A 25,274-nucleotide genomic window follows, 5' to 3' on the forward strand; every position below is an offset into this window, starting at 1 on the left:
CGGTCGGTATGGCATCATCGGGGCTCCCTCATCAAGCAAGGAGCCCAGCCATGAGCCAGATCGTCACACCGGATATCTGCGACGCCCATCCCGAGGTGCGCGCCCTCGACCCGCTGTTTATCAACTTCGGTGGCCGCGAGGCCTTCTGTGGCCCGATTCGTACCGTCAAGTGCTTCGAGGACAACTCCCTGGTCAAGCAGGCCGTGGCCGAGCCCGGCGAAGGCGCCGTGCTGGTGGTGGATGGTGGTGGCTCTCAGCGCTGCGCCATGCTCGGCGATATGCTGGCCGAACAGGCGGCCGGCAACGGCTGGAGCGGGGTGATCCTGTATGGCTGCGTGCGTGATGTCGATGTGCTGGCCGAGATCGACCTCGGCGTACAGGCCCTCGGTGCCCACCCGCGCAGAAGCGAAAAACACGGTGAAGGACGGCGCGATGTCCCGGTGACCTTCGCCGGCGTCACCCTCACCCCCGGCCAGTGGCTCTATGCCGACAACAACGGCATCCTGGTCGCCGACGAGCGCCTGCCCCTCGACTGACACCCTGTCAACCAACGCCTGGAGCCTGACATGCTGGCGCTCACCAGCCTGAGCCGAGACCTCCTGCGAAGCCTGAGAGACCATCTGCGCCCGCTGGTGGCCTACCACCTGTTCTTTACCGTGCTGGCCTCCAGCCTGCTGCTGCCGGCGGTGGCCTGGAGCCTGGTCGGGCTCGTGGGTCGCTTCGGGCGCACGGTGATCAGCGGCGCCGAGCTGCTCGACCTGCTGCTGAGCCCGGCGGGTACCCTATGGCTGCTGGCGGCCATCGGGCTTACCTTCCTGGTGCTCTACCTGCAGCAGGCGGGGATGATCCTGGTGGCGGCCCGCCCCCGCGACCGCCATGTGCGCCTGGCCTTCGAGGCGTTGTGGTGGTCCCTGCATCGCCTGCCGGCACTGGCCGGACTGGTCGTCATTCAGGTAGGGACCCACCTGCTGCTGGTTCTGCCGGTCGCCCTCACCCTGGTCTGGCTGCATGGGGCCCTGCTTGGCGGCCTCGACCCCTATTATGTGCAGCGTGTGCGACCGCCGGCGCTTTGGCAGTTCCTCGCCCTGGCTTTGCCCCTGGTAGCGGCCTGGGCATGGCTCGCCGCCTCCCTCTACGTGCGCTGGATTCTGGCCCTGCCGCTGGTGGCACTGGAAGCCCTCTCGCCACGGCGTGCGCTGCTGCACAGCTCCCGGATCACGCGCGGGAAGCGGCGCTCCATCGCCGCGATCTCCCTCGTCCTGCTGGCGCTGATCCTGATCCTGCCGATCCTGGTCACCCTCGCCTTCGACTGGCTGATCACCCCATTGCTGTGGTGGCTGCCGGAACGCAATGCCGTGCTGATTCCGGCCACCCTCGCCTACCTGACCGCCTATGTGCTGGTGACCCTGGCGATCACCTTCGCCGGCATCGCCGCCAACGCGCTGCTCTCGACCTGTCTCTATCTGCGCCTGACCCACCGCGAGGCGCGTCCGGCACCGCCCCCCGCCGATGCCCACCCCGGCCGCCTGGCCTGGGTGGTGGAGCTGGGCGTGGTGCTCTTCGCCGTGTGGCAGGCGTGGCTGATCGTCAACAGCTTCACGCTGCAGGACGAGGTGACCGTGATCGCCCACCGCGGCAGCTCCCTGGACGCCCCCGAGAACACCCTGCCGGCGATACATCGCGCCCTGGACGACGGCGCCGATATGGTCGAACTCGATGTGCGCCTGACCCGCGATCACCAGGTGGTCCTCTATCACGACAGCAGCCTGCAGCGCTTGACCGGCGACCCTCGGCGGATCGGCGAGCTCGAGCGCGAGACCCTGGCCAATGTCGATGTGGGCAGCTGGTTCGGCGACCCCTTCGTGGGCGAGTCGATTCCCGGGCTGGATGAGGCGCTGGCCGCGGTACGCGGCCGCAGCGGCCTGATGATCGACCTGAAGACCGACCCTGGCCGGGAGGAGGCACTGGTCGATGCGGTGGTGGCGGCACTGCAGGAGGAGCAGGCAGCGCGCCTCCGCTGCCTGACGGAAGCGGTGGCGGGCACGACGACACAGGCAACAGCGGTGCAGACCTGCGGCAATCCCGACGTCACCGCCGAGACCCGCCTGGCCACCACCTCGCCGAGGCTGGCTCGGACGATACAGTCCCGCTATCCCGAACAACGGGTGACCCTGCTGGCCCAGCTGATCCTGCCCGGCAGTCTGGAGCGCCGACGCCTGGATGCCCTGGGCCTGCGCCATAACCGCATCGACGAGCAGGAGGTCAGGCTGGCGAAACGCTACGGCTACGAACTCCACGCCTGGACGACCAACAAGCGCTCACGCATGTCGCAGCTGATCGACATGGGGGTGGATGCCATTATCACCGACCGCCCCGCCCTGCTCGCGGAGCTGATCGCCGAGCGCCGGGAGCTCGGCGATGGCGCCCTGCTGCTGATCAAGCTGCATAACTGGCTCAGGCAATAGGGACGAACCTCGCTCCTCGAACCTCGACCCTAATCCCCCATCACCACACCTTCACGGCGTGGGTCGGCGCCGCCGAACAGCCCCTCCTCGGTGCGCTGGATCGCCTGCAGGCCGCTGGTCAGCTCCCGCTCCTGAAGCTCATGACCGCGCTCGCGCAGCGCCTGCTGTATGGCCGCCGGGAAGCGCCCCGCCTCCAGATAGACCGGCCCGCCGAGGGTGATGGCATGGGGCAGGTCCAGCGCCTGCTGGGCATTCAGCCCCCAGTCGAGCATCGCCACCAGCGAGCGGGCGGTGTAGTGGATGATCGCCGCCCCCCCGGAGGAGCCCAGGCTCGCCACCAGCTCACCACTCTCGCGGTCGAAGACCAGGGTCGGGCTCATGCTCGAGCGTGGGCGCTTGCCGGGCTCTACCCGATTGGCGATGGGGGTGCCTTCATCATCCGTGGGAGCGAAGGAGAAATCGGTCAGCTCATTGTTGAGCAAAAATCCTCCCGGCATGCCGCTGCCCCCATCGGAGAGGATGCGCGCCCCGAAGGCCTGCTCGATGGAGCCGGTCATGGCCAGGGCATTGCCATCGGCGTCGATGATGCTGATATGGCTGGTGCCATGTTCGGGCTGGGTCGGCTGCACCGCCCAGGCGGTGGCCAGGCTGCCGGGATTGCCCGGGCTCGCCCCGCCGCTGCCCATGCTCTGCTCCGCCCTGATCAGCTCGGCACGCTTCTCCAGGTAGTCAGGCGCCAGCATCAGCGACCAATCCTCCCCGGGCGCCTCGACGAAATCCGGGTCTGCGATATAGCGTCCACGATCGGCGAAGGCCAGCCGCGATGCCTCGAGGAAGCGGTGTAGCCACTCGGCATCGGGAAGCCCGTCGTCCAGACCGACCTCGAGGGCAGGCAGCTGCTCCATGATGCCGAGGATCTGCATCACGGTCAGATGACCCGACGAGGGGGGTGGAAACCCGCAAACCCGGTAGGCCTGCCAGTCGGTACAGAGCGGCTCGCGTTCCAGCGCCGAGTAGGTTGCCATGTCCTCGAGACTCAGGGTGCCGGGTATATCGGGGTGATGCTCGACCCGCGCCACGATATCCTCGGCGACCCTGCCGGTATGCAGCGCCGAGCTCATCTCGGCGGCGATCTTCTCGAGCGTCACGGCCAGGGCCGGATTCCTGAGCCGGTGTCCCGACGGCAGCGGCTCGCCCTCCTCGGTGTAGTAGAACTCCGCCGCCCGGTCGTCGTCGCGCAGGCCGTCGGTGGCGGCGATGCTTCGATGCAGTCGCGGACTCACGTCAAAGCCCTCATCGGCCAGGGTAATCGCCGGCTCGAAGAGTTCGGCCCAGGGCAGCTTGCCATGGGCCTTGTGGGCCATCTCCAGCATGCGCAGGGTACCGGGGACACCGACCGAGCGGCCGCTGGCCACCGCCTCCGCGAACGCCAGGGGTTCACCCTCCCCATCCAGGAACAGCGTCTCGTCTACCGCAGCTGGGGCGCTCTCGCGCCCGTCATAGGCCATGACCTCTTCGCCATCGTGATACAACAGGAAGGCGCCGCCGCCGATGCCGCTGGACTGGGGCTCCACCAGGGTCAGCACCATCTGCACCGCGATGGCGGCGTCGATGGCCGAGCCCCCGGCCTCGAGAATCTGGTAGCCGGCGTCGGCGGCCAGCGGGTTGGCGGCGGCCACGGCGACGTTACGGGTCTCCCAGCCGGGCTTCTCCTCGCTTCCCGAGCCGGTCTCCGGCGCGATCTCGGGACGCTGATACTCGAACTCCGTCTCACCCAGGACGGTGAGCGGCAGACCGACCAGCAGCGAGACGGCAAGCCGAACCAGCAGTCGGCGGCGGAAGGGCGTGGCTGCTGAAGTGGCCATGGGACGGCTCCTTGTCATCGGATGCAGGCAAGAGTCTGTCAGCATAGCCGAAGGTGGTCCATGCAACGCCCCTGCCGTTGCCGAGATGCCATTCCAGGCAGTGCGGCGGATTCGTCATCGCGCGAGAACAGGTATCATAGGGGCCGACGACCGCTTTCCCCTGTCCCCTGCTGGAGATGTTTGTAATGACTCTGCGTTCGCTGCTCGCTTCCACCGGCCTGCTGCTCGGCGCCATCAGCCCGATGGCCCAGGCCGACACCCTGCGCCTGGGCATCGGCGAATGGGCCACCGGCCAGGCCAGCACCTATGTGCTCAAGGCGGTACTCGAGGATGCCGGCCATGAGGTGGATATCCGCTCGGTGAGCCTGGCCGCCATCTGGCAGGGGCTCTCCGTGGGCGAGCTGGATGCCTTCACCGGCGCCTGGCTGCCGGTGACCCAGGCCAGCTACCACGATTCCGTGGGCGACAAGGTCGAGGATCTCGGCCCCAACCTCAGCGATGCCCGGGTCGGCCTGGCCGTGCCGAGCTATGTCGAGGCGACCTCCATTGCGGACCTGGCCGAGGCCGGCGACACCTTCGATCGACGCATCCACGGCATCGACCCGGGTGCCGGCATCATGGCCCTGACCGAGCAGGCCATGGAGGCCTATGGCCTTGATGAATGGCAGCTGGTCGCCGGCAGCGATGCGGCCATGAGCAAGACCCTGGAGGCCGCGACGGAGCGTCAGGATTCCATCGTCGTCACCGCCTGGGCCCCGCACCCTGTCTTCGCGGGGCAGTCGCTGCGATATCTCGAGGACCCCCAGGGCCTCTACTCCCAGGAGGAGAGCATCCACACCATCACGCGCCTGGGCCTCGCCGAGGAGAAGCCGGAGATCGCCGCCATCCTGGACCGCTTCGCCTGGAGCGCCGATGACGTTCAGGATCTGATGGAGGCCAACCAGGCCAACGGCGAGTACGAGGCCAACGCCCGCGCCTGGGTCGAGGCACACCCCGAGCTTGTCGCTGAGTGGCTGGGCAAGGACGACTGATCACGCTTGACCTTACGCAGGGTTAAGGCAGCCCACACGACAATGCCCGGCCAATAGCCGGGCATTGTCGTAACTAACACTTATTCCTTCGCAAAACCTAGCCGATGGTTTCCCCGGCCAACATGAACCAGGTTTCGAGCACGGCGTCGGGGTTGAGCGATACCGAGTCGATGCCCTGCTCCATCAGCCACTTGGCGAGATCGGGGTGGTCCGAGGGGCCCTGACCGCAGATGCCGATATACTTGCCCTGAGCCTTGCAGGCCTGGATGGCCATGGCCAGCAGCTTCTTCACCGCCGGGTTCCTCTCCTCGAACAGGTGCGCCACGATACCGGAGTCACGGTCCAGCCCCAGGGTGAGCTGGGTCAGGTCGTTGGAGCCGATCGAGAAGCCATCGAAGTACTCCAGGAACTCCTCGGCAAGCAGGGCGTTGGCCGGCAGCTCGCACATCATGATGACCTTCAGGCCATTGTCGCCACGCTTGAGGCCGTTGGCGGCGAGCAGGTCGATCACCTCGCTGGCCTCCTCGGTGGTACGCACGAAGGGCACCATGATCTCGACGTTATCCAGGCCCATCACCTCGCGGACCCGCTTGAGGGCGCGGCACTCCAGCTCGAAGCACTCGCGGAAGCTGTCGGAGATATAGCGCGAGGCGCCGCGGAAGCCGAGCATCGGGTTCTCCTCCCCCGGCTCATAGAGCTTGCCACCGATCAGGTTCTCGTACTCGTTGGACTTGAAGTCCGACAGGCGCACGATGACCCGTTCCGGGTAGAAGGCCGCGGCCAGGGTGGAGATACCCTCCACCAGCTTGTCGACGTAGAACTCCACCGGGCTGTTGTAGCCGGCGGTGCGCAGCTCGATGGTCTGCTGCAGCTCCTCGGGCAGGGTGTCGAAATCGAGCAGCGCCTTGGGGTGCACGCCGATCATGCGGTTGATGATGAACTCCAGGCGAGCCAGGCCCACGCCGGCATTGGGCAGGCTGGCGAATCCGAAGGCACGGTCGGGGTTGCCGACGTTCATCATGATCTTGAAGGGGATCTCGGGCATGGCATCGACGCTGGTGACCTGGCGGTCGAACGCCAGCAATCCCTCGTAGACATGCCCCGCATCGCCCTCGGCACAGGAGACGGTAACATCGCGACCATCGGCGAGTATCTCGGTGGCATCACCGCAGCCCACGACCGCCGGGATGCCCAGCTCACGGGCGATGATCGCCGCGTGGCAGGTCCGTCCGCCGCGATTGGTGACGATGGCCGAGGCACGCTTCATGATCGGCTCCCAGTCGGGATCGGTCATGTCGGTGACCAGCACGTCGCCGGCGTTGACCTTCTCCATGTCATCCGGCGAGAAGACCACCTTGACGGTACCGCTGCCGATGCGCTGACCGATGGCTCGGCCGCTGACCAGGTTGCGCCCCTTCTCCTTGAGCTGGAAGCGCTCGAGCTTGCCACCCTGCTGCTGGGAGACCACGGTCTCGGGACGCGCCTGGACGATATAGAGCTTGCCGTCATCGCCATCCAGCGCCCACTCGATATCCATGGGTCGCTGATAGTGCTGCTCGATGGTCACCGCCTGACGAGCCAGCGCCATCACCTGCTCATCATCGATACAGAAGCGGCCGCGCTCCTTGAGCGGCACATCCACGGTCTCCACCGACTTGCCGGCACTGGCCTCCTGGCCGTAGACCATCTTGATCAGCTTGGAGCCCAGATTGCGGCGCAGCACGGCCGGCCGGCCGGCGGCCAGGGTCGGCTTGTGCACGTAGAACTCGTCAGGGTTCACCGCCCCCTGCACGACGGTCTCACCGAGGCCCCAGGAGGCGGTGACGAAGACCGCATCGCGATAGCCGGACTCGGTATCGAGGGTGAACATCACGCCGGAGGCACCGGTCTCGGAACGCACCATCTTCTGGACGCCGGCGGAGAGCGCCACGTTCTCGTGGGCGTAGCCACGATGCACGCGATAGGAGATGGCGCGGTCGTTGAACAGCGAGGCAAACACCTCATGCACGGCGCGCTTGATATTGTCGAAGCCCTCGATATTGAGGAAGGTCTCCTGCTGGCCGGCGAAGGAGGCATCGGGCAGGTCCTCGGCGGTGGCCGAGGAGCGCACCGCCGCCTTGAGGTTGGGATGCCGAGCAAGCAGCGTATCGTAGGCGCTACGCAGGTGCTGCTCGAAGGTCGGGGGCAGCGGGGTGTCGATGATCCATTGACGGATCTGGGCGCCAACGCGTGCCAGCTCGGCCACATCATCCACGTCGAGGGTGGCCAGTGCCTGGTTGATCCGCTCGTTGAGGCCCTCGTGGGACAGGAATTCGCGGTAGGCGTGGGCGGTGGTGGCGAAGCCACCGGGTACGGTGACCCCCGCGCCGGCCAGGTTGGAGATCATCTCGCCGAGGGAAGCGTTCTTGCCCCCCACGCGTTCCACATCGTCCATGCCCAGCTCATCGAACCACAGAATGTAATCGTCCACGGGACCCCCTTAGCTAGCGACGAAGAGTCGTCATGCCAGTGGGCATGACGGAATGCTGGCGACTCTACCAAGCGATGGCAATATTCGCCATTGGTCTAATAGCGAAGTCACTGGAGGATTTTTACAACACCGCCCACTTTCCCCGTGATTCTGTAGTCTGCTGCAAAAATCACGGTGGCACTGTAGGGATTTCGCAGATGGCCGTACCGCTCAAGGCTGTTCCGGCGACAGGCCCCGGAGCGCCGGACCGTCGAGGGGGCGCTACGAGTACTTCCCTGTAGGCTACCTCGGCCGTCCCTGGTCCTCGGACCCCCTCTCCGACCTGTCCCCGGCGCCTTTCACTATCACCCTGTCGGTAACCGCGATAGCATTAGGAGCGGCTTGTCGTGGAAGGCATGGAGGCCGACAATGAATCTTTTATCGACCAAGCGATTCCACCATGACCCGTACCGCCTTCTTTATCTCCGACGGCACCGGCATCACCGCCGAGAGCCTGGGCCGAAGCCTGCTGGCGCAGTTCGAGAACCTCGAGATCCGCATGATCACCAAGCCCTATATCGACACCCTCGAGAAGGCGCACGAACTGGTGGAGGTCATCAACGGAGTGGCGGTACGCGACGGCGAGTCACCGATCATCATCGACACCATCGTCGACAGCAATATCCGTCAGATCATCAGCGATTCCGACGGCTTCAACATCGACATCTTCTCGACCTTCCTCGAGCCCCTGGAGCAGGAGCTCAAGACCCACTCCAGTTATACCGTGGGGCGCACCCACTCCATCGGCAAGGATGAGGCCTACATGGATCGTATCCAGTCGGTGCACTTCGCCCTGGACAATGACGATGGCGCGCGCACCCATCAGTACGACAAGGCCGATGTGATCCTGATCGGCGTGTCGCGCTGCGGCAAGACCCCCACCTCACTCTATCTGGCGCTGCAGTTCGGCATCCGCGCGGCCAACTACCCGCTCACCGAGGACGACCTCGATGAGGACGGCGCCCTCAAGCTCCCCAGGGTGCTGGCCCCCTACCAGCGCAAGCTGTTCGGCCTGACCATCGATCCCAGGCGGCTGGCGGCAATCCGCCACGAGCGCCGGCCCAACAGCCGCTACAGCTCCATGGATCAGTGTGTTCAGGAGGTGAGTCAGGCCGAGGGGGTCTACCGCCAGCTGCATATCCCCTTTATCGACACCACACGTTTCTCGGTAGAGGAGATCTCCACCCGGATGATCGCCGAAATGGGGCTGGTACGGCGGTTCTCGCCACGCTGAGAAACAAGAAACAAGGTTCGAGGGGCGAGGGGCTCGCTCGTCCCTCGAACCTCGCCCTACCTCACCACTCCTGCCTTTCTGAGCCTGACAATATCATCGGCGGTGAGCCCCATCTCGCTAAGCAGGGCGTCGCTGTCCTGGCCCAGGCGCGGCGGGGCCAGTTCGCTGGTGGCAGAGGCACCATCGAAGCGTAACGGATTGGCCACCTGGGGCACCTCGAGTTCACCACGCTTCAGGGTGCGATACATCTCGCGATGCTGCACCTGAGGGTCCTCGAACACCTCGCTGAGGGTATTGATGGGCCCGGCCGGTATGCCGCGGGCCTCCAGCTCGGTGAGCCATTCATCCCGAGAGCGGGTAACGAGAATCGCCTGGATCATCGACACCAGCACCTCACGATTGCCGACTCGGGCGGCGTTGGTGGCATAGGCCGGGTCCCGCGCCCACTCCGGGCGCTCCAGCAGGGCGGCGAGACGGCCAAACTGGGTATCGTTGCCGACGGTCAATGCCAGATAGCCGTCGGCGCAGGCGAAGGCCTGGTAGGGAACGATATTGGGATGGGCGTTGCCGTGACGCTCCGGACTCTGCCCGCTGACGAGAACGTTGAGCGCCTGGTTGGCCAGGGTGGCCACCTGGACATCGAGCAGTGCCACATCCACGTGGCGACCGACCCCGGTGCGCTCACGCTCCTGCAGCGCGGCCAGGACACCCACGGTGGCGTAGAGGCCGGTCATTACATCGGTGATCGCCACCCCGGTCTTCATCGGCAGGCCATCGGCCTCCCCGGTCAGACTCATCAGCCCCCCCATGGCCTGGATCATGAAGTCGTAGCCGGCGCGATGGGCATAGGGGCCATCCTGACCGAAGCCGGTGATGGAGCAGCCGATCAGGCGCGGATTGAGCGTGTGCAGGCTGGCATAGTCGAGGCCGTACTTGGCAAGGCCACCGACCTTGAAGTTCTCCAGCAGGATGTCGGCGCCTTCCGCCAGCCTGCGCACCAGCGCCTGGCCCTCCTCGGAGGCGATATCCACGGCCAGGGAGTGCTTGCCGCGGTTGGCACAGAGGTAGTAGGCGGCGACTCGGTCGCGTTCGCTCTCCTCGGCCAGCCAGGGCGGTCCCCAGCCGCGGGTGTCGTCGCCCCGCTCGGGGTGCTCGACCTTGATCACCCGGGCACCCAGGTCGGCCAGCAGCTGGCCCGCCCAGGGGCCCGCCAGCACCCGTGACATATCGAGCACCGTGATGCCCTCAAGCGGTCCACTCATCTGCAGCTCCTTGCTCGCTCGGCGCCGGCCCGGCGACCAGCCTGCAGGGAGGCGACATCAATACCTCCCTGTACGCCACCTTGGCCACTCAGAGTCCTCGGATCTCTCCTTAGGCTGATTCCGGCGCCCTTCGTTATCGTTATTCAGCGTCGTTGTGCGCCATCAACTGGTAAAGGCCTGCAGGCCGGTCTGGGCACGGCCCAGGATCAGGGCGTGGACGTCGTGGGTGCCTTCGTAGGTGTTGACCGCCTCGAGGTTCATCATGTGGCGAATCACATGATACTCATCGGAGATGCCGTTGCCGCCGTGCATATCGCGGGCCACCCGGGCGATATCCAGGGCCTTGCCGCAGTTGTTGCGCTTGATCAGCGAGATGGTCTCGGGCACCAGCTGGCCATCATCGATCATGCGGCCCACTCGCAGCGCCGCCTGCAGGCCCAGGGTGATCTCGGTCTGCATATCGGCGAGCTTCTTCTGGATCAGCTGGTTGGCGGCCAGGGGACGGCCGAACTGCTTGCGCTCCAGGGTGTAGTCGCGGCCGGCGTGCCAGCACGCCTCGGCGGCACCCATGGCGCCCCAGGCGATGCCGTAGCGGGCCCGGTTGAGGCAGGAGAAGGGGCCCTTCAGCCCCTTGACGTGGGGCAGGCGCTGCGCGTCGGAGACCTCCACGTCCTGCATGGCGATCTGGCCGGTAATGGAGGCACGCAGGCTGAACTTGCCCTCGATCTTGGGCGCCGTCAGACCCGGCATGTCCTTCTCGAGGATAAAGCCGTTGATCACCCCCTCCTCGTCCCTGGCCCAGACCACGAAGACATCGGCGATGGGCGAGTTGGTGATCCAGGTCTTGGTCCCGTTGAGGCGCCAGCCATTCTCGGTGCGAACGGCACGCGTCGACATGCCACCCGGGTCCGAGCCGTGGTCAGGCTCGGTCAGGCCGAAGCAGCCGACCCACTCGCCGGTCGCCAGCTTGGGCAGGTACTTCTCGCGCTGCTCCTCGCTGCCGAAGGCGTGGATCGGATACATCACCAGGCTCGACTGCACACTCATGGCGCTGCGATAGCCGGAGTCGACCCGCTCCACCTCGCGGGCGATCAGCCCGTAGCTGACGTAGTTGAGACCGGCACAGCCGTAGCCATCGATGGTCGCACCGAGCAGGCCCAGTTCACCCATCTCGCTCATGATCTCACGATGGAAGATCTCGTGGCGGTTGGCCTCCAGCACCCGTGGCAGGAGCTTCTCCTGGCAGTAGTCCTGGGCGGTCTGCTGGACCATGCGCTCCTCTTCCGAGAGCTGGTCGACGAGGCGGAAAGGGTCGTCCCAGGTGACGGGGGTGATCTGGCTCATGAGGTATCCTCGGTGACGTGGCTGGACTTTAATGTCTACATTTTCATCAAATGTAGTGCAGAACCGCGAGCCTGCCAAGCCCCTTGGCGATAAAAAATCTACCGGTAACGGGAGAGGACCACCCGTATCTGCCACCAGGCGATTCCGGCCATCAGCAGGTTGGCCGCCAGCATGCCGGCAAATACGCCGGTGGTGCCGGCAAGGCGCCCTCCCAGCCAGGCCAGGGGCACGCTGAGCACGAACAGCCGCACCACCGAGAGCCGCATGGCCCGGGACGGGCGATGCAGGGCGTTGCACGAGGATACCGCCAGGATCACCACACCCTGGGCGCCCAATCCCAGCGGCACCAGCCACAGGAAGTGGCGCAGCACCTCGCCCACGGCCTGGCTTTCGGCATAGGCGCTTACCAACCAGGGGGCCAGCGCCTGCAATACCCCCCAGACCAGCAGCTGCCAGGCGAGCACGAACATGAAGCAGCCGAAGATGGCACGGCGTACCCGAGCGTACTGACCGGCACCGGCGTTCTGGCTGACCAGGGGCGAGAGAGTCATGGAGAGGCCCAGCACGACGATCTGGGAGAATGCCTCGAGGCGCGTGCCGACTCCGAAGCCGGCCACCGCATCATGACCGTGGCCGGCGACGATGCGCGTCAGCAATCCCATGGCCAGCGGAGTGAAGACACTGGTCACCGCCGCGGGGCCGGCGATGCGCCCCAGCTCCCGCCACGACTCGAGCACTCCCCCGCGCGTCATCCCGCGGATGTCGACGAGGCCGCGCAGCTCACGCTGGAAGAGCAGGGCCACCGCCATCACCCCCCAGCTCAGCACCGTGGCCAGGGCCGCGCCGGAGACCCCCATGGCGGGCAGCGGCCCGGCGCCGAAGATCAGCCACCAGTCCAGCACCACATTGATCACGGCGGCCAGGGCCATCATCAGGCCCTGGGTCGCGGTATTGCCGTGGGCGCGCAGCAGGCTGTTGAGCACGCGTGGCACGATCATCGCCGCGGCGCCGAAGTACCAGACGCCCATATAGTCACGAATATGCGGCATCAGGACGTCATCGGCCCCCAGCAGCCGAAACAGCGGCTCGAGACTCGCCAGCCCGAGCAGGGTCATGATCAGGCCGACCATCAGCCCCAGCAGCGCGGCATCGGTGGCACGGCGACGCACCACCTCGAACTCGCCGCGCCCCAGGCGCCGCGCCACCACGGCGGAGGTACCGATGCCCAGCCCGATGGCCAGGCTGATCACGGTGAAGACCACCGGAAAGGTGAACGACACCGCCGCCAGGGGTTCGGTACCCAGCCGCGAGATAAACCAGGTGTCCACCAGGTTGAAGCTGAGCATGGCGATCATGCCGCCGATCACCGGCAGGGTCTTTCTCAGCAGCGTGGCGGCGATGGGGCCTTCCAGCAGTTCGCGTCGAGCCGGCCGGCGTGGCGATGCAGTGGAGGGAGGGCTCATGGGACCTACTTGGTATCGATGTAACGGTGATCGTTGAAGGTCGCCACCCAGTGCGGGTGGTAGACCAGCAGTATGCTCATCAGCATGCCGGTGATGAACGCCTCCGAGGGCATCAGCAGCGGCAGGAAGCGCGCGTACTCCAGGGCCTGATAGAGGGCGTGGGCATCGCTGGCACCGAGCAGCATCAGCCCTACCGCGGAGAGACCGGCGGCCAGCGACGACAGCGCGGCGCCGAAGAAGCCGCAGACGAACAGAAACACCATCAGGTTATCGGGCAGGTAACGATCCACCAGCCGCCAGATGATCACCATGGTCAGCGCCGGCACGACGCCGGTCACCAGCAGGTTGACCCCCAGCAGGGTCCAGTCCACCCGGCCGGTCACCACCATCGCCAGATTGACCAGCAGCAGGGAGAGCAGCGCCAGCGGCGCCTTGAATACCAGCACCAGCAGCGCGGTAAACATCAGATGCAGGGTCAACCAGTCCACCGCCTGGGCGCGCAGCTGCCACATCAGCAGCACCGCCACGGTGGCGGCCAGCCAGCGATGCTGCAGCCCGCTATCGGCCAGCAGCATCCGCCAGGGGCGCTGAGCCAGCGCCAATCCCAGCAGGGCAAAGGCGACCAGGCTGGCACTCACCAGCAGCCAGGGAGCCAGCACCGGTTCGGAGAAGGACATGAGGCCTCCTGGTCAGGCGAAGACCACGGTCTTGTTACCGTGGATCAACACGCGATCCTCGAGATGCCAGCGCAGCCCTCGCGCCAGCACCGCCTTCTCCACGTCGCGACCGAAGCGCACCAGGTCGTCGGGGGTATGGCAGTGGCTGACCCGATGGATATCCTGCTCGATGATGGGACCCGCATCGAGCTCCGCGGTGACATAGTGGCAGGTGGCACCGATCAGCTTCACCCCGCGCTGATGAGCCTGGTGATAGGGCTTGGCGCCGGCGAAGCTGGGCAGAAAGCTGTGGTGGATATTGATCACCCTACCGGCATAGCGCTCACAGAGCGTCGGCGGCAGGATCTGCATATAGCGAGCCAGCACCACACAATCCGCACGCACCTCCTCGACGATGCTCTCCACCTCCTCGAAGGCGGCCTGCTTCTCATCCGACGGTACCGGCACATGGTAATAGGGGATCCCGTGCCACTCGACCAGGCCACGCATGGTCTCGTGATTGGAGATCACCGCCGCGATCTCGCAGTCGATCTCGCCGGCGGTCCAGCGGTAGAGCAGATCGACCAGGCAGTGCGACTCCTTCGATACCATCAGCACCACGCGCCGCCGCTGACGGGTATCGGCCAGCGCCCAGGTCATGTCGAACTCCTCGGCGACGGGACGAAATGCCTCGCGCAGCGTCTCGGGTGGCATGCCGATGGAGTCGGCCAGGATCTCGTAGCGCATGAAGAAACGCCCCGACTCGAGATCGGAGTGCTGGCTGGCCTCGGTGATCGAACCACCGTGTCCGGCGATAAAGCCGGAGACGCGGGAAACGATTCCCACTCGATCGGGACAGGAAACCACCAGACGATAGTAATGTGACATCACAGGCTCCAGGCTGGGCGTAACGGGCGCGACAGTGTAGCGAATGCAGCGCTTTCCGGCACGCACAGGCACATGTTAGAAGAGCACCCGGACATTGATGGGTGGTGCCTGCATTACCAATATATAACCAAGCGCTATTGGAACTTAGCCGCTATATTCTCTACTTTGGGCATCCTGAAATGCCATTAGGCTACGTCGTCTTAGCGCTACTCCATACACCATACGGGAGCACATCATGCTCAAGCGCATTGTCCTTACCACCCTGGCCGCAGGTATCGTCTCCGTCGCCGGCCTGGCTCAGGCCGACGATGAAACTATCGATGAGACCATCAAGGTCGGCATGTCCGGTGGTTATTTCCCCTTCACCTTCGTCGAGCAGGACAAGCTTCAGGGCTTCGAGGTCGATGTCATGGAAGCCGTGGCGGAGGAGATGGGAGTCGAGGTCGAGTTCATCACGGCGAACTTCTCGGGCCTGTTCGGCATGCTCGAGTCCGGCCGCATCGACACCATCGCCAACCAGATCACCATTACCGAAGAGCGCACCGCCAAGTACGCCTTTACCGAGCCTTACGTCTACGACGGTGCCCAGGTCGTGGTCAAGAAGGGCAATGACACGATCCAGTCCATCGAGGATCTGAAGGGCAAGACCGTGGCCGTCAACCTCGGCTCCAACTATGAGGCGTTGCTGCGCGAGCTGCCCTACGCCGACGAGATCGACATCCGCACCTATGAGAGCAATATCGAGCAGGATACCGCCCTGGGCCGCGTCGACGCCTTTGTCATGGACCGGGTAAGCGCCAGCCAGGTGATCAAGGAGAAGCCGATGCCCCTGGCACTGGCCGGCAAGCCCTTCTCGCAGATTCGCAATGCCCTGCCCTTCCGGGACACCGACGAGGACCGCGCCCTGCGTGACCGGGTCGATGAAGCCCTGACCACCCTGCGCGAATCGGGCGAGCTGCGCACGATCTCGGAAGCGTGGTTCGCGACCGACATCACCAGCCCGTGAGGCGCTGAGCCGCGCCCATGTCCGTACTCGATCTCGACTACATGCTGGGGCTGGTCCCCGTTCTGCTGCGCTATCTGCCACTGACCCTGCAGATGGCCGCCGCGGGCATGGCGCTGGCCCTGGTGCTCGCCTGTGGCCTCGCCGTGATCCGCGTCCTGCGGATCCCGGGGCTCAACGCGGCCACCCTGCTGTTCATCTCCTTCTTTCGCGGCACGCCACTGCTGGTGCAGCTGTTCCTGTTCTACTACGGCCTGCCCCAGCTGCTGGCCTTCCTGACCCAGATCAATGGTATCACCGCTACCATCATGGGCCTGACCCTGCACTTCTCGGCCTATATGGCGGAGTCCATCCGTGCCGCCATCGTCGGGGTGGACCGCAGCCAGACCGAGGCGGCACTCTCCATCGGCATGACCAATGGCCAGCTGATGCGACGCATCGTGCTGCCTCAGGCGACCCGCGTCGCGGTGCCCACGCTGATGAACTACTTCATCGACATGATCAAGGCCACGTCCCTGGCATTTACGCTTGGGGTGACCGAGCTGATGGGCGCCACCCAGAAGGAGGCCGCCGGCAGCTTCCTCTACTTCGAGGCCTTTATCACCGTGGCTCTCTTCTACTGGATCATCGTCGAGCTGCTGGCCTGGTTCCAGCGGCGCCTGGAGACCCGACTCAACGAGGCATATCGGCGATGATCAAGGTAGAGGGACTCATCAAGCGCTTCGGTGGGGTCGCCGTGCTCGACGGCATCGACCTCGCCATCGATCAGGGCGAGATCATCGTGGTCATCGGCCCCTCCGGAACCGGCAAGTCGACGCTGCTGCGCTGCCTCAACTTCCTCGAGAGGCCGGATGCCGGCCGGCTGACCATCGGTGACCTCGATGTCGATGTCACCCGGGCCAGCCGTGCCGATATCCTCACGGCACGCCGGCGAACCGCCTTCGTGTTCCAGAACTATGCGCTGTTCGCCAACAAGACGGCGCTTCAGAACATCGCCGAGGGGCTGATCGTGGTCAACCGCTGGCCGAAGGAGAAGGCGCTGGCGCGCGGCAGGGAGATCCTGGAGCGCATCGGGCTGGCCGACAAGGCCGACGCCTACCCCGCCTCGCTGTCCGGGGGTCAACAGCAGCGTGTCGGCATCGGCCGCGCCATGGCGGCCCAGGCCGAGGTGATACTCTTCGACGAACCGACCTCATCGCTGGACCCCGAGTGGGTCGAGGAGGTCCTCGGCTTGATGAAACAGTTGGCCACAGAGCGCCAGACCATGCTGGTGGTCACCCACGAGATGAGCTTTGCCCGGGATGTGGCGGACCGAGTGATCTTCATGGAAGGGGGGCGCATCGTCGAACAGGGACCACCCGACCAGCTGTTCGCCTCGCCTAGGGACCCGCGTACCCGTAATTTCCTGCGCAAGGTGCTCGCCAGCCAGGTATCGCTGGGGGGCTCGCACTGACGCCTATACCCGAGGCCACGTTGGGTAGCTCGGGGCTGATCTGGCGACAAGCCCCGGAGCGCCGGACCGACGAGGAGGCGCGGTGAATACTTCCCTGTACGCTACCGATGCCGTCCATGGCATAGGACCTCCCCTCCGGCTTGTCCCCAGCGCCCCTTGGTTCGGCTAACGGCGACAGCCCTGGCGCGTTGTGGCCTCCGGGGGCCTTCCCGTATAGTGAAACCGTCATATACTAGGAAGCCTCCTTCGTGATGCTCAAGTCTCGAGTCCAGATCCGTCCTCGCCGCCGCCCTCCCCTGCGCTTTCTGCCGCTGGGCGGCTGTGGCGAAATCGGCATGAACCTCAGCCTCTATGGCCATGGTGAGGGTCAGGATGCCGCCTGGATCGCGGTGGACTGCGGCATGATGATTCGCCAGGATCTTCCCGACTCGCCGCTCCAGGTGCCCAACCTGGCCAGCCTGGAGGCTCTCGGCATCGCGCCCGGGGCGCTGATCATCACCCATGGCCACGAGGACCATATCGGTGCCGCGGCCTGGCTGTGGCCGAAATGGGGTTGCCCCATCTACGCCACTCCGCTGGCGGCCGGCCTGCTGCGTGCCAAGTTCCATGAGCGCGGGCTCGCCAGCGACGCCATTCGGGTGATCGAACCCGGCGAGGCCATGGACACGGGCCCCTTTACCCTGCGCTTCCTGCCGGTGCCCCACTCGATTCCCGAGAGCTGTTCGCTGCTGATCGCCGCCGGCGAGCACCGCGTGCTGCACACCGGTGACTGGAAGCTCGATCCCGACCCGCTGCTCGGCGCCCCGATATCACCGGCCACCTTCCGCGCCCTGGCCCCGGTGGACCTGGTGGTCGGCGACTCCACCAACGCCCCGCTGCCCGGCGAATCACGCAGCGAAGGCGAGGTGGCCAAGGCGCTGGATCACACCATCGCCCGCTGCGAGGGCCGCGTGGTGGTGACCTGCTTCGCCAGCAATCTGGCCCGGGTGCTGGCCATCGGCCGCGCCGCCGAGCGCTGCGGTCGCCGGGTCAGCCTGATGGGGCGCTCCATGGAGCGCATGGTGGCCATCGCTCGGGGACTCGGCTATCTGGATGACTTTCCACCCCTGGTGCCCACCAGCGATCTCGGCTACCTGCCCCCCGAGGAGGTACTGGTGATCGCCACCGGCAGCCAGGGGGAGCCGCGCGCCGCCCTGCAGCGACTGGCCAGGGGCCGGCATCGCTCCCTGGAGCTGGGCTCCGGCGACAGCGTGATCTTCTCGGCCAAGGCAATTCCCGGCAACGAGCTGCTGATCGAACGCCTCAAGAGAGGACTGCGTCAGCTGGGGGTCGAGGTACTCGATGAGTTCAACCATCCCGAGCTGCACGCCTCGGGCCACCCGGCCCAGGAGGAGTTGCGCACCCTCTATGGCTGGGTGAAGCCCCGCCATCTGCTGCCGGTTCATGGCGAACCCCGCCATCAACAGGCCCACCGTGAGCTCGCCGAGGCACTCGGTATCCAGGCGCCATTGTCGCCCCTGAACGGCGACATGATCCGCCTCGATGCCGATGGCCTTACCCTGGAGAGCCGCCACCCGCAGCCCCCCTGCATCGTCGATCAGAATGCCGTGGCACCGCTCCCCGGCCTGGGCGGCCAGCAAGGCAGGGAGAGCCGCCACGGCAGCCTCTATCTGGCGCTATCGGTGGCCGCCACCGACGAGGGCGGCTGGACACGCATCGGACGGCTGATGCTTGATGCCAGCGAGAGCCAGGCCTTCGACGAGACCGACCTGTGCGAATGGCTCGATGACCTCCTGGCCTCACTGCGTGCCGAAACACTGGCCGATCTCCGCCTGGCCCTGCAGCCACGCCTGATGGGCTGGTTTGCCGACCGGTTGAGACGCCTGCCGGTGATTCACCTGCAGATTCTCGCCATGGAGGCCCCGACGGCTGGCCATTCTGAGTAACCCTTCGCTCTGATAGTCGAAAGCCGCTCATCGTGAGCGGCTTCGTTCTTCTCTCTGATGGGAATCCAGTAGCCCCGACGATGCTTCCCGGGATGGCTACTCCTTGCTGGCATTCTTGGGCGGACGTCCCCGCTTGCGACGCGGCGGTTCCACCACCAGATCATCCACGGAAAGCCCCGCCTCGTTGATCGCCTCGAGGATCTCGGAACGCTTGCGTTCCTTCTCGGCCTCCTCCTGCTGACGCTGCTGCTCCTCATCCTTTTTCTGTTCGATGATCTCCTCGATCACCTCGGCGAGCTTGTGCAGCTGCTCCATGCTGAGCTGGCGTGCCGCGGCGCGTGCCACGTTCTTGTTGCGAGCGATGCGTTCCAGGGTTTCGCTGGACATCAGTCCCTCCTGAGCCGAATAAATGAGACGGTGACATTACCTTACGCAATGAAAAGTATATGCAGTTGCCACCGCTTGGCAAGAAAAGTCGCAAGAAATATCGAGGGGTTTTCTAACGTCTTGAACACAAAATACGACGATGCATTGGCGAATAACACTATCAAAAAGCGGCGCCCTGGGGCGCCGCTCGCGGGAAGGCAGGAAGCGGGAAAACGCTCGCTTAAACCTCAACCTCCGGTCATGTTCATAAAGCGGACCACCTGCACATCACCATCGGTAGTGAAGTGATGGCGCTCAGGCTTGAGTGGCATGGCGGCGACAATGGCATGCTTGAGGGCATCCATGTCGCCTGGGTGGGAGCGCAGCACACGGCGCAGGTCGACCGAGTGTTCATTGCCGAGACACAGCAGCAGCCGCCCCTCTACCGTCACCCGGACACGGTTGCAGGTCGAGCAGAAGTTGTGGCTATGGGGCGAGATGAAACCGATCCGTGAATCACTGTCACCCATGCGGAAGTAGCGTGACGGCCCCGGGGTCGACTCGGTGGTCGGAATCAGCGGATAACGGCTCTCGATAATCTCCTGCACCTCGTCACTGGAACAGAAGGTCTCGGCACGGCTGTGGTCGGAGACATCGCCCAGCGGCATCTCCTCGATAAAGCTGATATCGAGCTTCTCGTGGCGAGCGAACTCGACCAGGTCGAGCACCTCGTCATCGTTGCGCCCCTTGAGGATGACCGCATTGAGCTTGATGCGCTCGAATCCCGCCTCGCGGGCGGCACGAATGCCATCGATGACCCGCTCGAGATTTCCGGTGCGCGTCAGGCGGCGGAAGCGTTCGGCATCCAGGGAGTCGAGGCTGATATTGAGTCGCTTCAGCCCCCCTTCGCGAAGCTGCCTGGCATGCTTGCGCAGGCTGGCCCCATTGGTGGTCATGGCGAAGTCATTGAGCCCCGGCAGCTCGCCGACCTGCTCGACCAGTGAGCCGATATCTCGCCTGACCAGCGGCTCTCCCCCGGTCAGGCGTATCTTCTCCACACCCAACTCGACAAAGGCACGCGCCACCATCGCCAGTTCCTCCAGGGTAAGCACCTGGGCGCGAGGCAGGAAGGTCATCTCCTCGCTCATGCAGTAGACGCAGCGAAAGTCACAGCGATCGGTGACCGAGATGCGCACATAGTTGACGCGCCGGCCAAAGTCGTCGATCAATTCGCGGGGCAGAGTGGTCATGTTGCAATCTCCCGATTCAAGCTTCCCAACGGCGGGCATCCGAGTGATCGGAATCCCGCTCCGATACCCAGTAGTCACCGTCGCCGGCGTGTTCCTTCTTCCAGAAGGGGGCCCGCGTCTTGAGGTAGTCCATGATGAAGTCACAGGCCTCGAAGGCGGCACGGCGGTGGGCACTGGCGACAATTACCAACACGATAGGGTCTCCCGGGGTCAGGCGTCCAACCCGGTGAATCACCGTGACCGCATCCAGGGACCAGCGCCCACGCGCGTCCTCGACAATCGCCTCCAGTGCCGACTCGGTCATCCCGGGATAGTGCTCCAGGGTCAGTGCCGACACCTCGGGGTGCTCGTTGAAGTCACGCACCAGGCCGGTAAAGCTGACCACGGCCCCGATATCGGTACGCCCGGCCAGCAGCGCCCGCTGCTCGGTGCCGGCATCGAAGGGGGCCTCCTGTACTCGAATCATGGTTCAGCCTCCGGTAACCGGTGGGAAGAAGGCGACCTCATCCTCGTTGGTCACCGGCGTGGTGTCCGAGGCCATCACCTGGTTGACGGCGCACAGCACCCGCCCCTCATCGAGCCGCGAGAAGCGCGGATCGAGCGCCTTGAGGGCCGCCTTGAGACCGGCGACATCGAAGCTTTCCAGGCTATCCAGTTCCACGGCAACCTCGCCCACGCCGAGGCGCTCGCGCAGCTCGGCCAGACACTTGACGCGGATGCAGGGCGAGGCGATATCACAGCGGCTACCGAGACTGACCTCGCCGGCCTGCCCCTCGCCGGTAACGATGGGAGCCGGCCGCGGCGCGACGGCATCACGCCGATAGTCGCCGGACCTGCCGCCGCTCTTGGTATCGAGCTGGATGGCACCGATCTCCATCGACTTGTCTACCGCCTTGCACATGTCGTAGAGCGTCAGGCAGGCCACCGATACCGCGGTGAGTGCCTCCATCTCCACGCCGGTGCGGCCGTTGAGGCGGCAGGTGGCGGTCACGGTGACGCAGCTCTCGGCCTCGTCGAAGTGGAAGTCGACCGCCACCTTCGACAGCGCCAGGGCGTGGCACAGCGGGATCAGCTCATGGGTACGCTTGGCCGCCTGAATCCCGGCGATGCGTGCCGTGGCCAGCACATCCCCCTTGGGGAGTCCACCATCGGCGAGCAGCGCCAGGGTCTCGGGGCGCATGCGGATGCGGCCCGAGGCCGAGGCTTCGCGGCGACTCTCCGGCTTGTCGGCAACATCGACCATATGGGCCTCGCCGCGCGCATTGAGATGGGTCAAAGACATGGATCGACACCTCATGGAAGTCGGAACAGGGGTTGAATGGTGACGCTTTCGCCCGCGGCCACACTGCCGCGGGCCGCGTCAATCTCGATCAGGCAGTTGGCCCGCACCATGGAGGAGAGGATACCGGACCCCTGGGCACCGATATCGCTCACCATCAGACGGCCGTCGCTGGCACTGGCGTAGTGGCCACGCAGGTAGTCGACACGCCCCTCGCGGCTCCTCAGCGACTGCTCGGCCACCGCCGTCAGCCGCGGCGGGCAGGCATCGTCACGCCCCTGCAGTCGGGCCAGCAGCGGCGCGGCGAACTGCAGGAAGGTCACCATGCTGGCCACGGGGTTGCCCGGCAGCCCCAGGAAGGGCACGCCACGCGGGCCCAGTCGACCGCAGGCCAGCGGGCGTCCGGGTCGAATGGCGATCTTCCAGAAGCCCAGCTCGCCCTGCTCGAGCAGCGCCGCCCGGGTATGGTCGGCATCCCCGACCGAGACACCACCGCTGGAGAGCACCAGGTCGGCGTCGCGTGCGGCACGCGACAGCCCGTCGGCAATGGCGTCACGGGTATCGGGCAGGATACCCAGGTCGATCACCACGCCACCATGCTCCTCCACCAACGCCATCAGGGCAAAGCGGTTGGCATCGAAGATCCCGGCGCTCGGCAGCGCCTCGCCCGGCGCCATCACCTCATCGCCGGTGGAGAACACCGCGACCCGCGGCCGGCGCACCACCCTCGCCTCGCCGAACCCCAGGGAGGCGATCAGTCCCAGCTCGGCGGCCCCCAGGCGAGTTCCGGCCGCCAGCGCTTGCGCGCCACGGGGAATGTCCTCGCCGGCCTGGCGCACGTTCTGGCCACGGCGCACGCGCTCGGGGAGCTCGACCCGGACGCGTACCTCGCCATCGCTTTCCGTGTCGACACTCAACTGCTCGCGCATGATCACGGTATCGGCACCGGGTGGCAGCGGCGCGCCGGTGGTGATCCCGGCACACTCGCCGGGCGCGAGGGGCCGCTCGAGCGAGTGTCCCGCAAGCACCTCGGCGACCCGTCGAAAGCCGCTGGAGGGCAGTGCCTCCGGCCGCCAGGCCAGGGCCACGCCATCCATGGCGGCGTTGGTGTTCTGGGGCACATCGATGGGGGCCAGCAGCGACTCGGCCAGCACCCGGCCACGCAGTGACGCGAGCGCCACTCGCTCGGCGGGCAGCGGTCCCGAAGCCAGCGCCACTACCGCCTCACGGGCCTCCTCCGCGGCCAGCATGCGCTCGCCCAGCTCGAAGCAGGAAAGGGTCATGTCGGCGTTACCTCCCCCAGCGTCCGCGGCTCGCGCTCGGCGGGCCAGCGCGCCGGCCAGGCGGCGATCCACTCGGTCAGGGCTGGTAGGTCGTTGAGGTCGAGCCGCTCGACTCCATCGGGCAACGCCAGCGGGGCATCCGTGGCCACGGCACGCACCCAGGGGTCCTCGTTCACCCGCAAGGACTTTCCCAGGGCCGGGCGATGCAGCTCAAGCTTGGGCAGCGGCCAGGCCTTGAAGCCCTCCACCAGCACCAGGTCGGGCCGCTGGGTTGCCACCATGGCGAGCAGCGCCTGAAGATCCGCCTCCTCCTGGTTCGGGGTTTCCATCATCAGCGCCAGTCGCTCCCTGGAGGCCACCAGCATCGGGCTGGCACCGGCCTGGCGCAGCCGGTGGCTGTCCTTGCCGAGCTGGTCGACATCGAAGGTGTGATGCGCGTGCTTGACCACCGCCACGCGCAGCCCCCGCTCACTCAGGCGTGGCAACAGCGCCTCGAGCAGGGTGGTCTTGCCGGTACCGCTCCAGGCGGCGATGCCCAGCAGCGGCAGATACTCGTCCAGGATCAGGGTGTCAACAGGCTCGCTCATCGCTTGGCCGGCTCCTCGACAAGCGCCAGCTCCAGGCGGCGCTTTTCCTCTTGGGTATTCAGATTGGCGAACGCTTCTGCCCCCTCGGCGAAATCCACCTGCACCCAGTCATGGCGAGCATACCAGCGGTCGATCTTGCGCTCGCCGGCAGCCAGTGCCGCGGCCAGGTCGTCGGCCAGGGATGTGCGTATCAGCGCCACCACGGGGTGCAGGCGCTGGCCATCGCCGGCCACGGCGATATCGGCCTCGCCGATACCGGTCACCAGGCGGTCCACCAGATCATCGGGCAGTCTCGGAGTATCGCAGGGCACCACCAGCAGCCAGGGGGTACGCGCCGCCCGCAGGCCACTGTAGATGCCCATCAATGGCCCCTGATAGCCATCCTCGGCGTCCTCGATAACGCGGTCGGCGAAGTCGTCATAGTCAGCAAGGCTGCGGTTGGCATTGACCAGCAGCTCGGCCACCCGGCCCGCCAGGCGATCGCGCACATGGGCGACCAGCGGTCGACCGGCGAAAGGCACCAATCCCTTGTCGACGCCACCCATGCGGCGTCCCTGGCCACCGGCCAGGATCAATCCGGTAAGGTCGTGTAACGGGGTCATCGAAGGCCTCCTCATCCATCCACCATGATGCCTGACCCCGGACCCGGACGCCATGTCGAAGCGTGGCGCAAGTCATTGTCTTGACGGGCATCAAAATCACCTCACTGCGCCTGGGTCAGCATCGTCGGACGACCCTTATCGACGAGGGCGTTAACCGCTATCATATGTGCAGTTTTCTTGACAGGATGCCTCATGCAAGCGGAAAGCGGATTCGATGTGGGCGGACGCCTTCGCCAGCTACGACTGGCAAACGGCCTCTCGCAACGTGAACTGGCCAAGCGTGCCGGCGTGACCAACAGCACCATCTCATTGATCGAGCAGAACAGCGTTAGCCCCTCGGTCAGCTCACTGAAGAAAATACTAGACGCCCTGCCGGTATCGATCAGTACCTTCTTCGCCGGCGACGAGCCTGGTGCCACCCAGATGTTCTACCGCGCCGAGGAGCTTACCGAGATCGGTGACGGCCACCTGTCATTCCGCCTGGTCGCAGCACGCCGACCCGAGCGACAGCTCTCGATCATCCATGAGCGCTACCCCCCGGGGGCCGATACAGGTGAGGAGATGCTGGAGCATGAAGGTGAGGAGGGAGGCGTTATCGTCTCGGGCGAGATCGAGATCACCGTCAATGGCGAGAGCAGGGTTCTCGGGGCGGGCGACGGCTACTATTTCGAGTCCCGTCTCCCCCACCGTTTCCGCAACCTGGGCGAGGAGGAGTGCGTGATCGTCAGCGCCAACACCCCGCCCGGCTTCTCGGATGGCGGCCAGGAAACCCATCATGTATGAAGTAC

23 protein-coding genes are annotated in these 25,274 nt (G+C 65.6%); 9 read left to right on the plus strand and 14 right to left on the minus strand.

The features are described from left to right. Positions 1-50: 50 nt before the first annotated feature. Positions 51-536: a ribonuclease E activity regulator RraA gene (gene rraA, locus RM463_RS02115; protein WP_311428791.1), complete on the plus strand. Its 486-nt coding sequence runs from the start codon at positions 51-53 to the stop codon at positions 534-536. Positions 537-566: 30 nt separating this feature from the next. After that, a complete protein-coding gene (locus tag RM463_RS02120; protein WP_311428792.1) occupies positions 567-2,465 on the plus strand; it encodes a glycerophosphodiester phosphodiesterase family protein in 1,899 nt (632 codons plus the stop codon). A gap of 29 nt (positions 2,466-2,494) precedes the next feature. On the opposite strand, the gene RM463_RS02125 is transcribed toward RM463_RS02120, so the two are convergent. After that, entirely contained in the window at positions 2,495-4,330 is a 1,836-nt protein-coding gene (locus tag RM463_RS02125; RefSeq protein WP_311428793.1) for a gamma-glutamyltransferase family protein, read from the minus strand. Positions 4,331-4,515: 185 nt separating this feature from the next. Between RM463_RS02125 and RM463_RS02130 the strand changes: the two genes are divergently transcribed. Further along, positions 4,516-5,361: a glycine betaine ABC transporter substrate-binding protein gene (locus RM463_RS02130; protein ID WP_311428794.1), complete on the plus strand. Its 846-nt coding sequence runs from the start codon at positions 4,516-4,518 to the stop codon at positions 5,359-5,361. A 97-nt stretch (positions 5,362-5,458) separates the two neighbouring features. Here the strand turns inward: RM463_RS02130 and ppsA are convergent, their stop codons facing one another. Next, positions 5,459-7,831 (minus strand): phosphoenolpyruvate synthase, encoded by a 2,373-nt coding sequence (gene ppsA, locus RM463_RS02135; RefSeq protein ID WP_195688200.1) that lies wholly within the window; start codon positions 7,829-7,831, stop codon positions 5,459-5,461. 439 nt (positions 7,832-8,270) lie between these two features. On the opposite strand from ppsA, the gene RM463_RS02140 reads away from it, so the two are divergent. Continuing rightward, a complete protein-coding gene (locus RM463_RS02140) occupies positions 8,271-9,104 on the plus strand; it encodes a pyruvate, water dikinase regulatory protein (protein ID WP_311428795.1) in 834 nt (277 codons plus the stop codon). A 56-nt stretch (positions 9,105-9,160) separates the two neighbouring features. Here RM463_RS02140 and RM463_RS02145 read toward each other — a convergent pair whose 3' ends face one another. From RM463_RS02145 to purU, 5 genes are all read right to left on the minus strand, one after another. Then, the gene (locus RM463_RS02145) at positions 9,161-10,366 is read right to left on the minus strand and encodes a CaiB/BaiF CoA-transferase family protein (protein ID WP_311428796.1); all 1,206 of its coding nucleotides are present in this window, start codon (positions 10,364-10,366) and stop codon (positions 9,161-9,163) included. Positions 10,367-10,528: 162 nt separating this feature from the next. After that, positions 10,529-11,710, minus strand: a complete 1,182-nt coding sequence (locus tag RM463_RS02150) for an acyl-CoA dehydrogenase (RefSeq protein WP_311428797.1) — start codon at positions 11,708-11,710, stop codon at positions 10,529-10,531. Between the two features lie 98 nt (positions 11,711-11,808). Beyond that, a complete protein-coding gene (locus RM463_RS02155; protein ID WP_311428798.1) occupies positions 11,809-13,173 on the minus strand; it encodes an MATE family efflux transporter in 1,365 nt (454 codons plus the stop codon). A 5-nt stretch (positions 13,174-13,178) separates the two neighbouring features. Beyond that, complete coding sequence (locus RM463_RS02160) at positions 13,179-13,850, minus strand: energy-coupling factor ABC transporter permease (protein WP_311428799.1); 672 nt, start codon at positions 13,848-13,850, stop codon at positions 13,179-13,181. Between the two features lie 12 nt (positions 13,851-13,862). Beyond that, entirely contained in the window at positions 13,863-14,717 is an 855-nt protein-coding gene (purU, locus tag RM463_RS02165; protein ID WP_195688205.1) for a formyltetrahydrofolate deformylase, read from the minus strand. Between the two features lie 235 nt (positions 14,718-14,952). Here purU and RM463_RS02170 point away from each other — a divergent pair, with 235 nt between their 5' ends. The 4 genes from RM463_RS02170 (at position 14,953) to RM463_RS02185 (ending at position 19,119) form a co-directional block, all read left to right on the plus strand. Beyond that, positions 14,953-15,723 (plus strand): amino acid ABC transporter substrate-binding protein, encoded by a 771-nt coding sequence (locus RM463_RS02170; protein WP_311428800.1) that lies wholly within the window; start codon positions 14,953-14,955, stop codon positions 15,721-15,723. A gap of 17 nt (positions 15,724-15,740) precedes the next feature. Beyond that, entirely contained in the window at positions 15,741-16,415 is a 675-nt protein-coding gene (locus RM463_RS02175; protein WP_195688207.1) for an amino acid ABC transporter permease, read from the plus strand. Next, entirely contained in the window at positions 16,412-17,173 is a 762-nt protein-coding gene (locus RM463_RS02180; RefSeq protein WP_311428801.1) for an amino acid ABC transporter ATP-binding protein, read from the plus strand. Before RM463_RS02175 ends, RM463_RS02180 begins: the two co-directional genes overlap by 4 nt. Positions 17,174-17,508: 335 nt before the next feature. Then, positions 17,509-19,119, plus strand: a complete 1,611-nt coding sequence (locus tag RM463_RS02185) for a ribonuclease J (protein ID WP_311429115.1) — start codon at positions 17,509-17,511, stop codon at positions 19,117-19,119. A gap of 96 nt (positions 19,120-19,215) precedes the next feature. Here RM463_RS02185 and RM463_RS02190 read toward each other — a convergent pair whose 3' ends face one another. The 7 genes from RM463_RS02190 to mobA form a co-directional block, all read right to left on the minus strand. Continuing rightward, a complete protein-coding gene (locus RM463_RS02190; protein ID WP_311428802.1) occupies positions 19,216-19,506 on the minus strand; it encodes a hypothetical protein in 291 nt (96 codons plus the stop codon). A 227-nt stretch (positions 19,507-19,733) separates the two neighbouring features. After that, entirely contained in the window at positions 19,734-20,726 is a 993-nt protein-coding gene (gene moaA, locus RM463_RS02195; RefSeq protein ID WP_311429116.1) for a GTP 3',8-cyclase MoaA, read from the minus strand. A 25-nt stretch (positions 20,727-20,751) separates the two neighbouring features. Continuing rightward, positions 20,752-21,201 carry a molybdopterin synthase catalytic subunit MoaE gene (moaE, locus tag RM463_RS02200; RefSeq protein ID WP_311428803.1) on the minus strand — a complete coding sequence of 150 codons (450 nt, stop codon included), beginning with the start codon at positions 21,199-21,201 and terminating at the stop codon, positions 20,752-20,754. Between the two features lie 3 nt (positions 21,202-21,204). Further along, positions 21,205-22,017, minus strand: a complete 813-nt coding sequence (moaC, locus tag RM463_RS02205; RefSeq protein ID WP_311428804.1) for a cyclic pyranopterin monophosphate synthase MoaC — start codon at positions 22,015-22,017, stop codon at positions 21,205-21,207. Positions 22,018-22,028: 11 nt separating this feature from the next. Further along, on the minus strand, positions 22,029-23,297 hold the full coding sequence (gene glp / locus RM463_RS02210; RefSeq protein ID WP_311428805.1) for a gephyrin-like molybdotransferase Glp: 1,269 nt from the start codon (positions 23,295-23,297) through the stop codon (positions 22,029-22,031). Continuing rightward, on the minus strand, positions 23,294-23,884 hold the full coding sequence (mobB, locus tag RM463_RS02215; RefSeq protein ID WP_311428806.1) for a molybdopterin-guanine dinucleotide biosynthesis protein B: 591 nt from the start codon (positions 23,882-23,884) through the stop codon (positions 23,294-23,296). The genes glp and mobB overlap by 4 nt, the downstream gene beginning before the upstream one ends. After that, complete coding sequence (gene mobA / locus RM463_RS02220) at positions 23,881-24,486, minus strand: molybdenum cofactor guanylyltransferase MobA (RefSeq protein ID WP_195688214.1); 606 nt, start codon at positions 24,484-24,486, stop codon at positions 23,881-23,883. The genes mobB and mobA overlap by 4 nt, the downstream gene beginning before the upstream one ends. 192 nt (positions 24,487-24,678) lie before the next feature. Between mobA and RM463_RS02225 the strand changes: the two genes are divergently transcribed. Further along, positions 24,679-25,269, plus strand: a complete 591-nt coding sequence (locus tag RM463_RS02225) for a cupin domain-containing protein (RefSeq protein WP_311428807.1) — start codon at positions 24,679-24,681, stop codon at positions 25,267-25,269. Positions 25,270-25,274: the final 5 nt, after the last annotated feature.

The sequence above is a fragment of the Halomonas sp. LES1 genome (assembly GCF_031846005.1).
In the GTDB taxonomy this organism is placed as follows: domain Bacteria; phylum Pseudomonadota; class Gammaproteobacteria; order Pseudomonadales; family Halomonadaceae; genus Halomonas.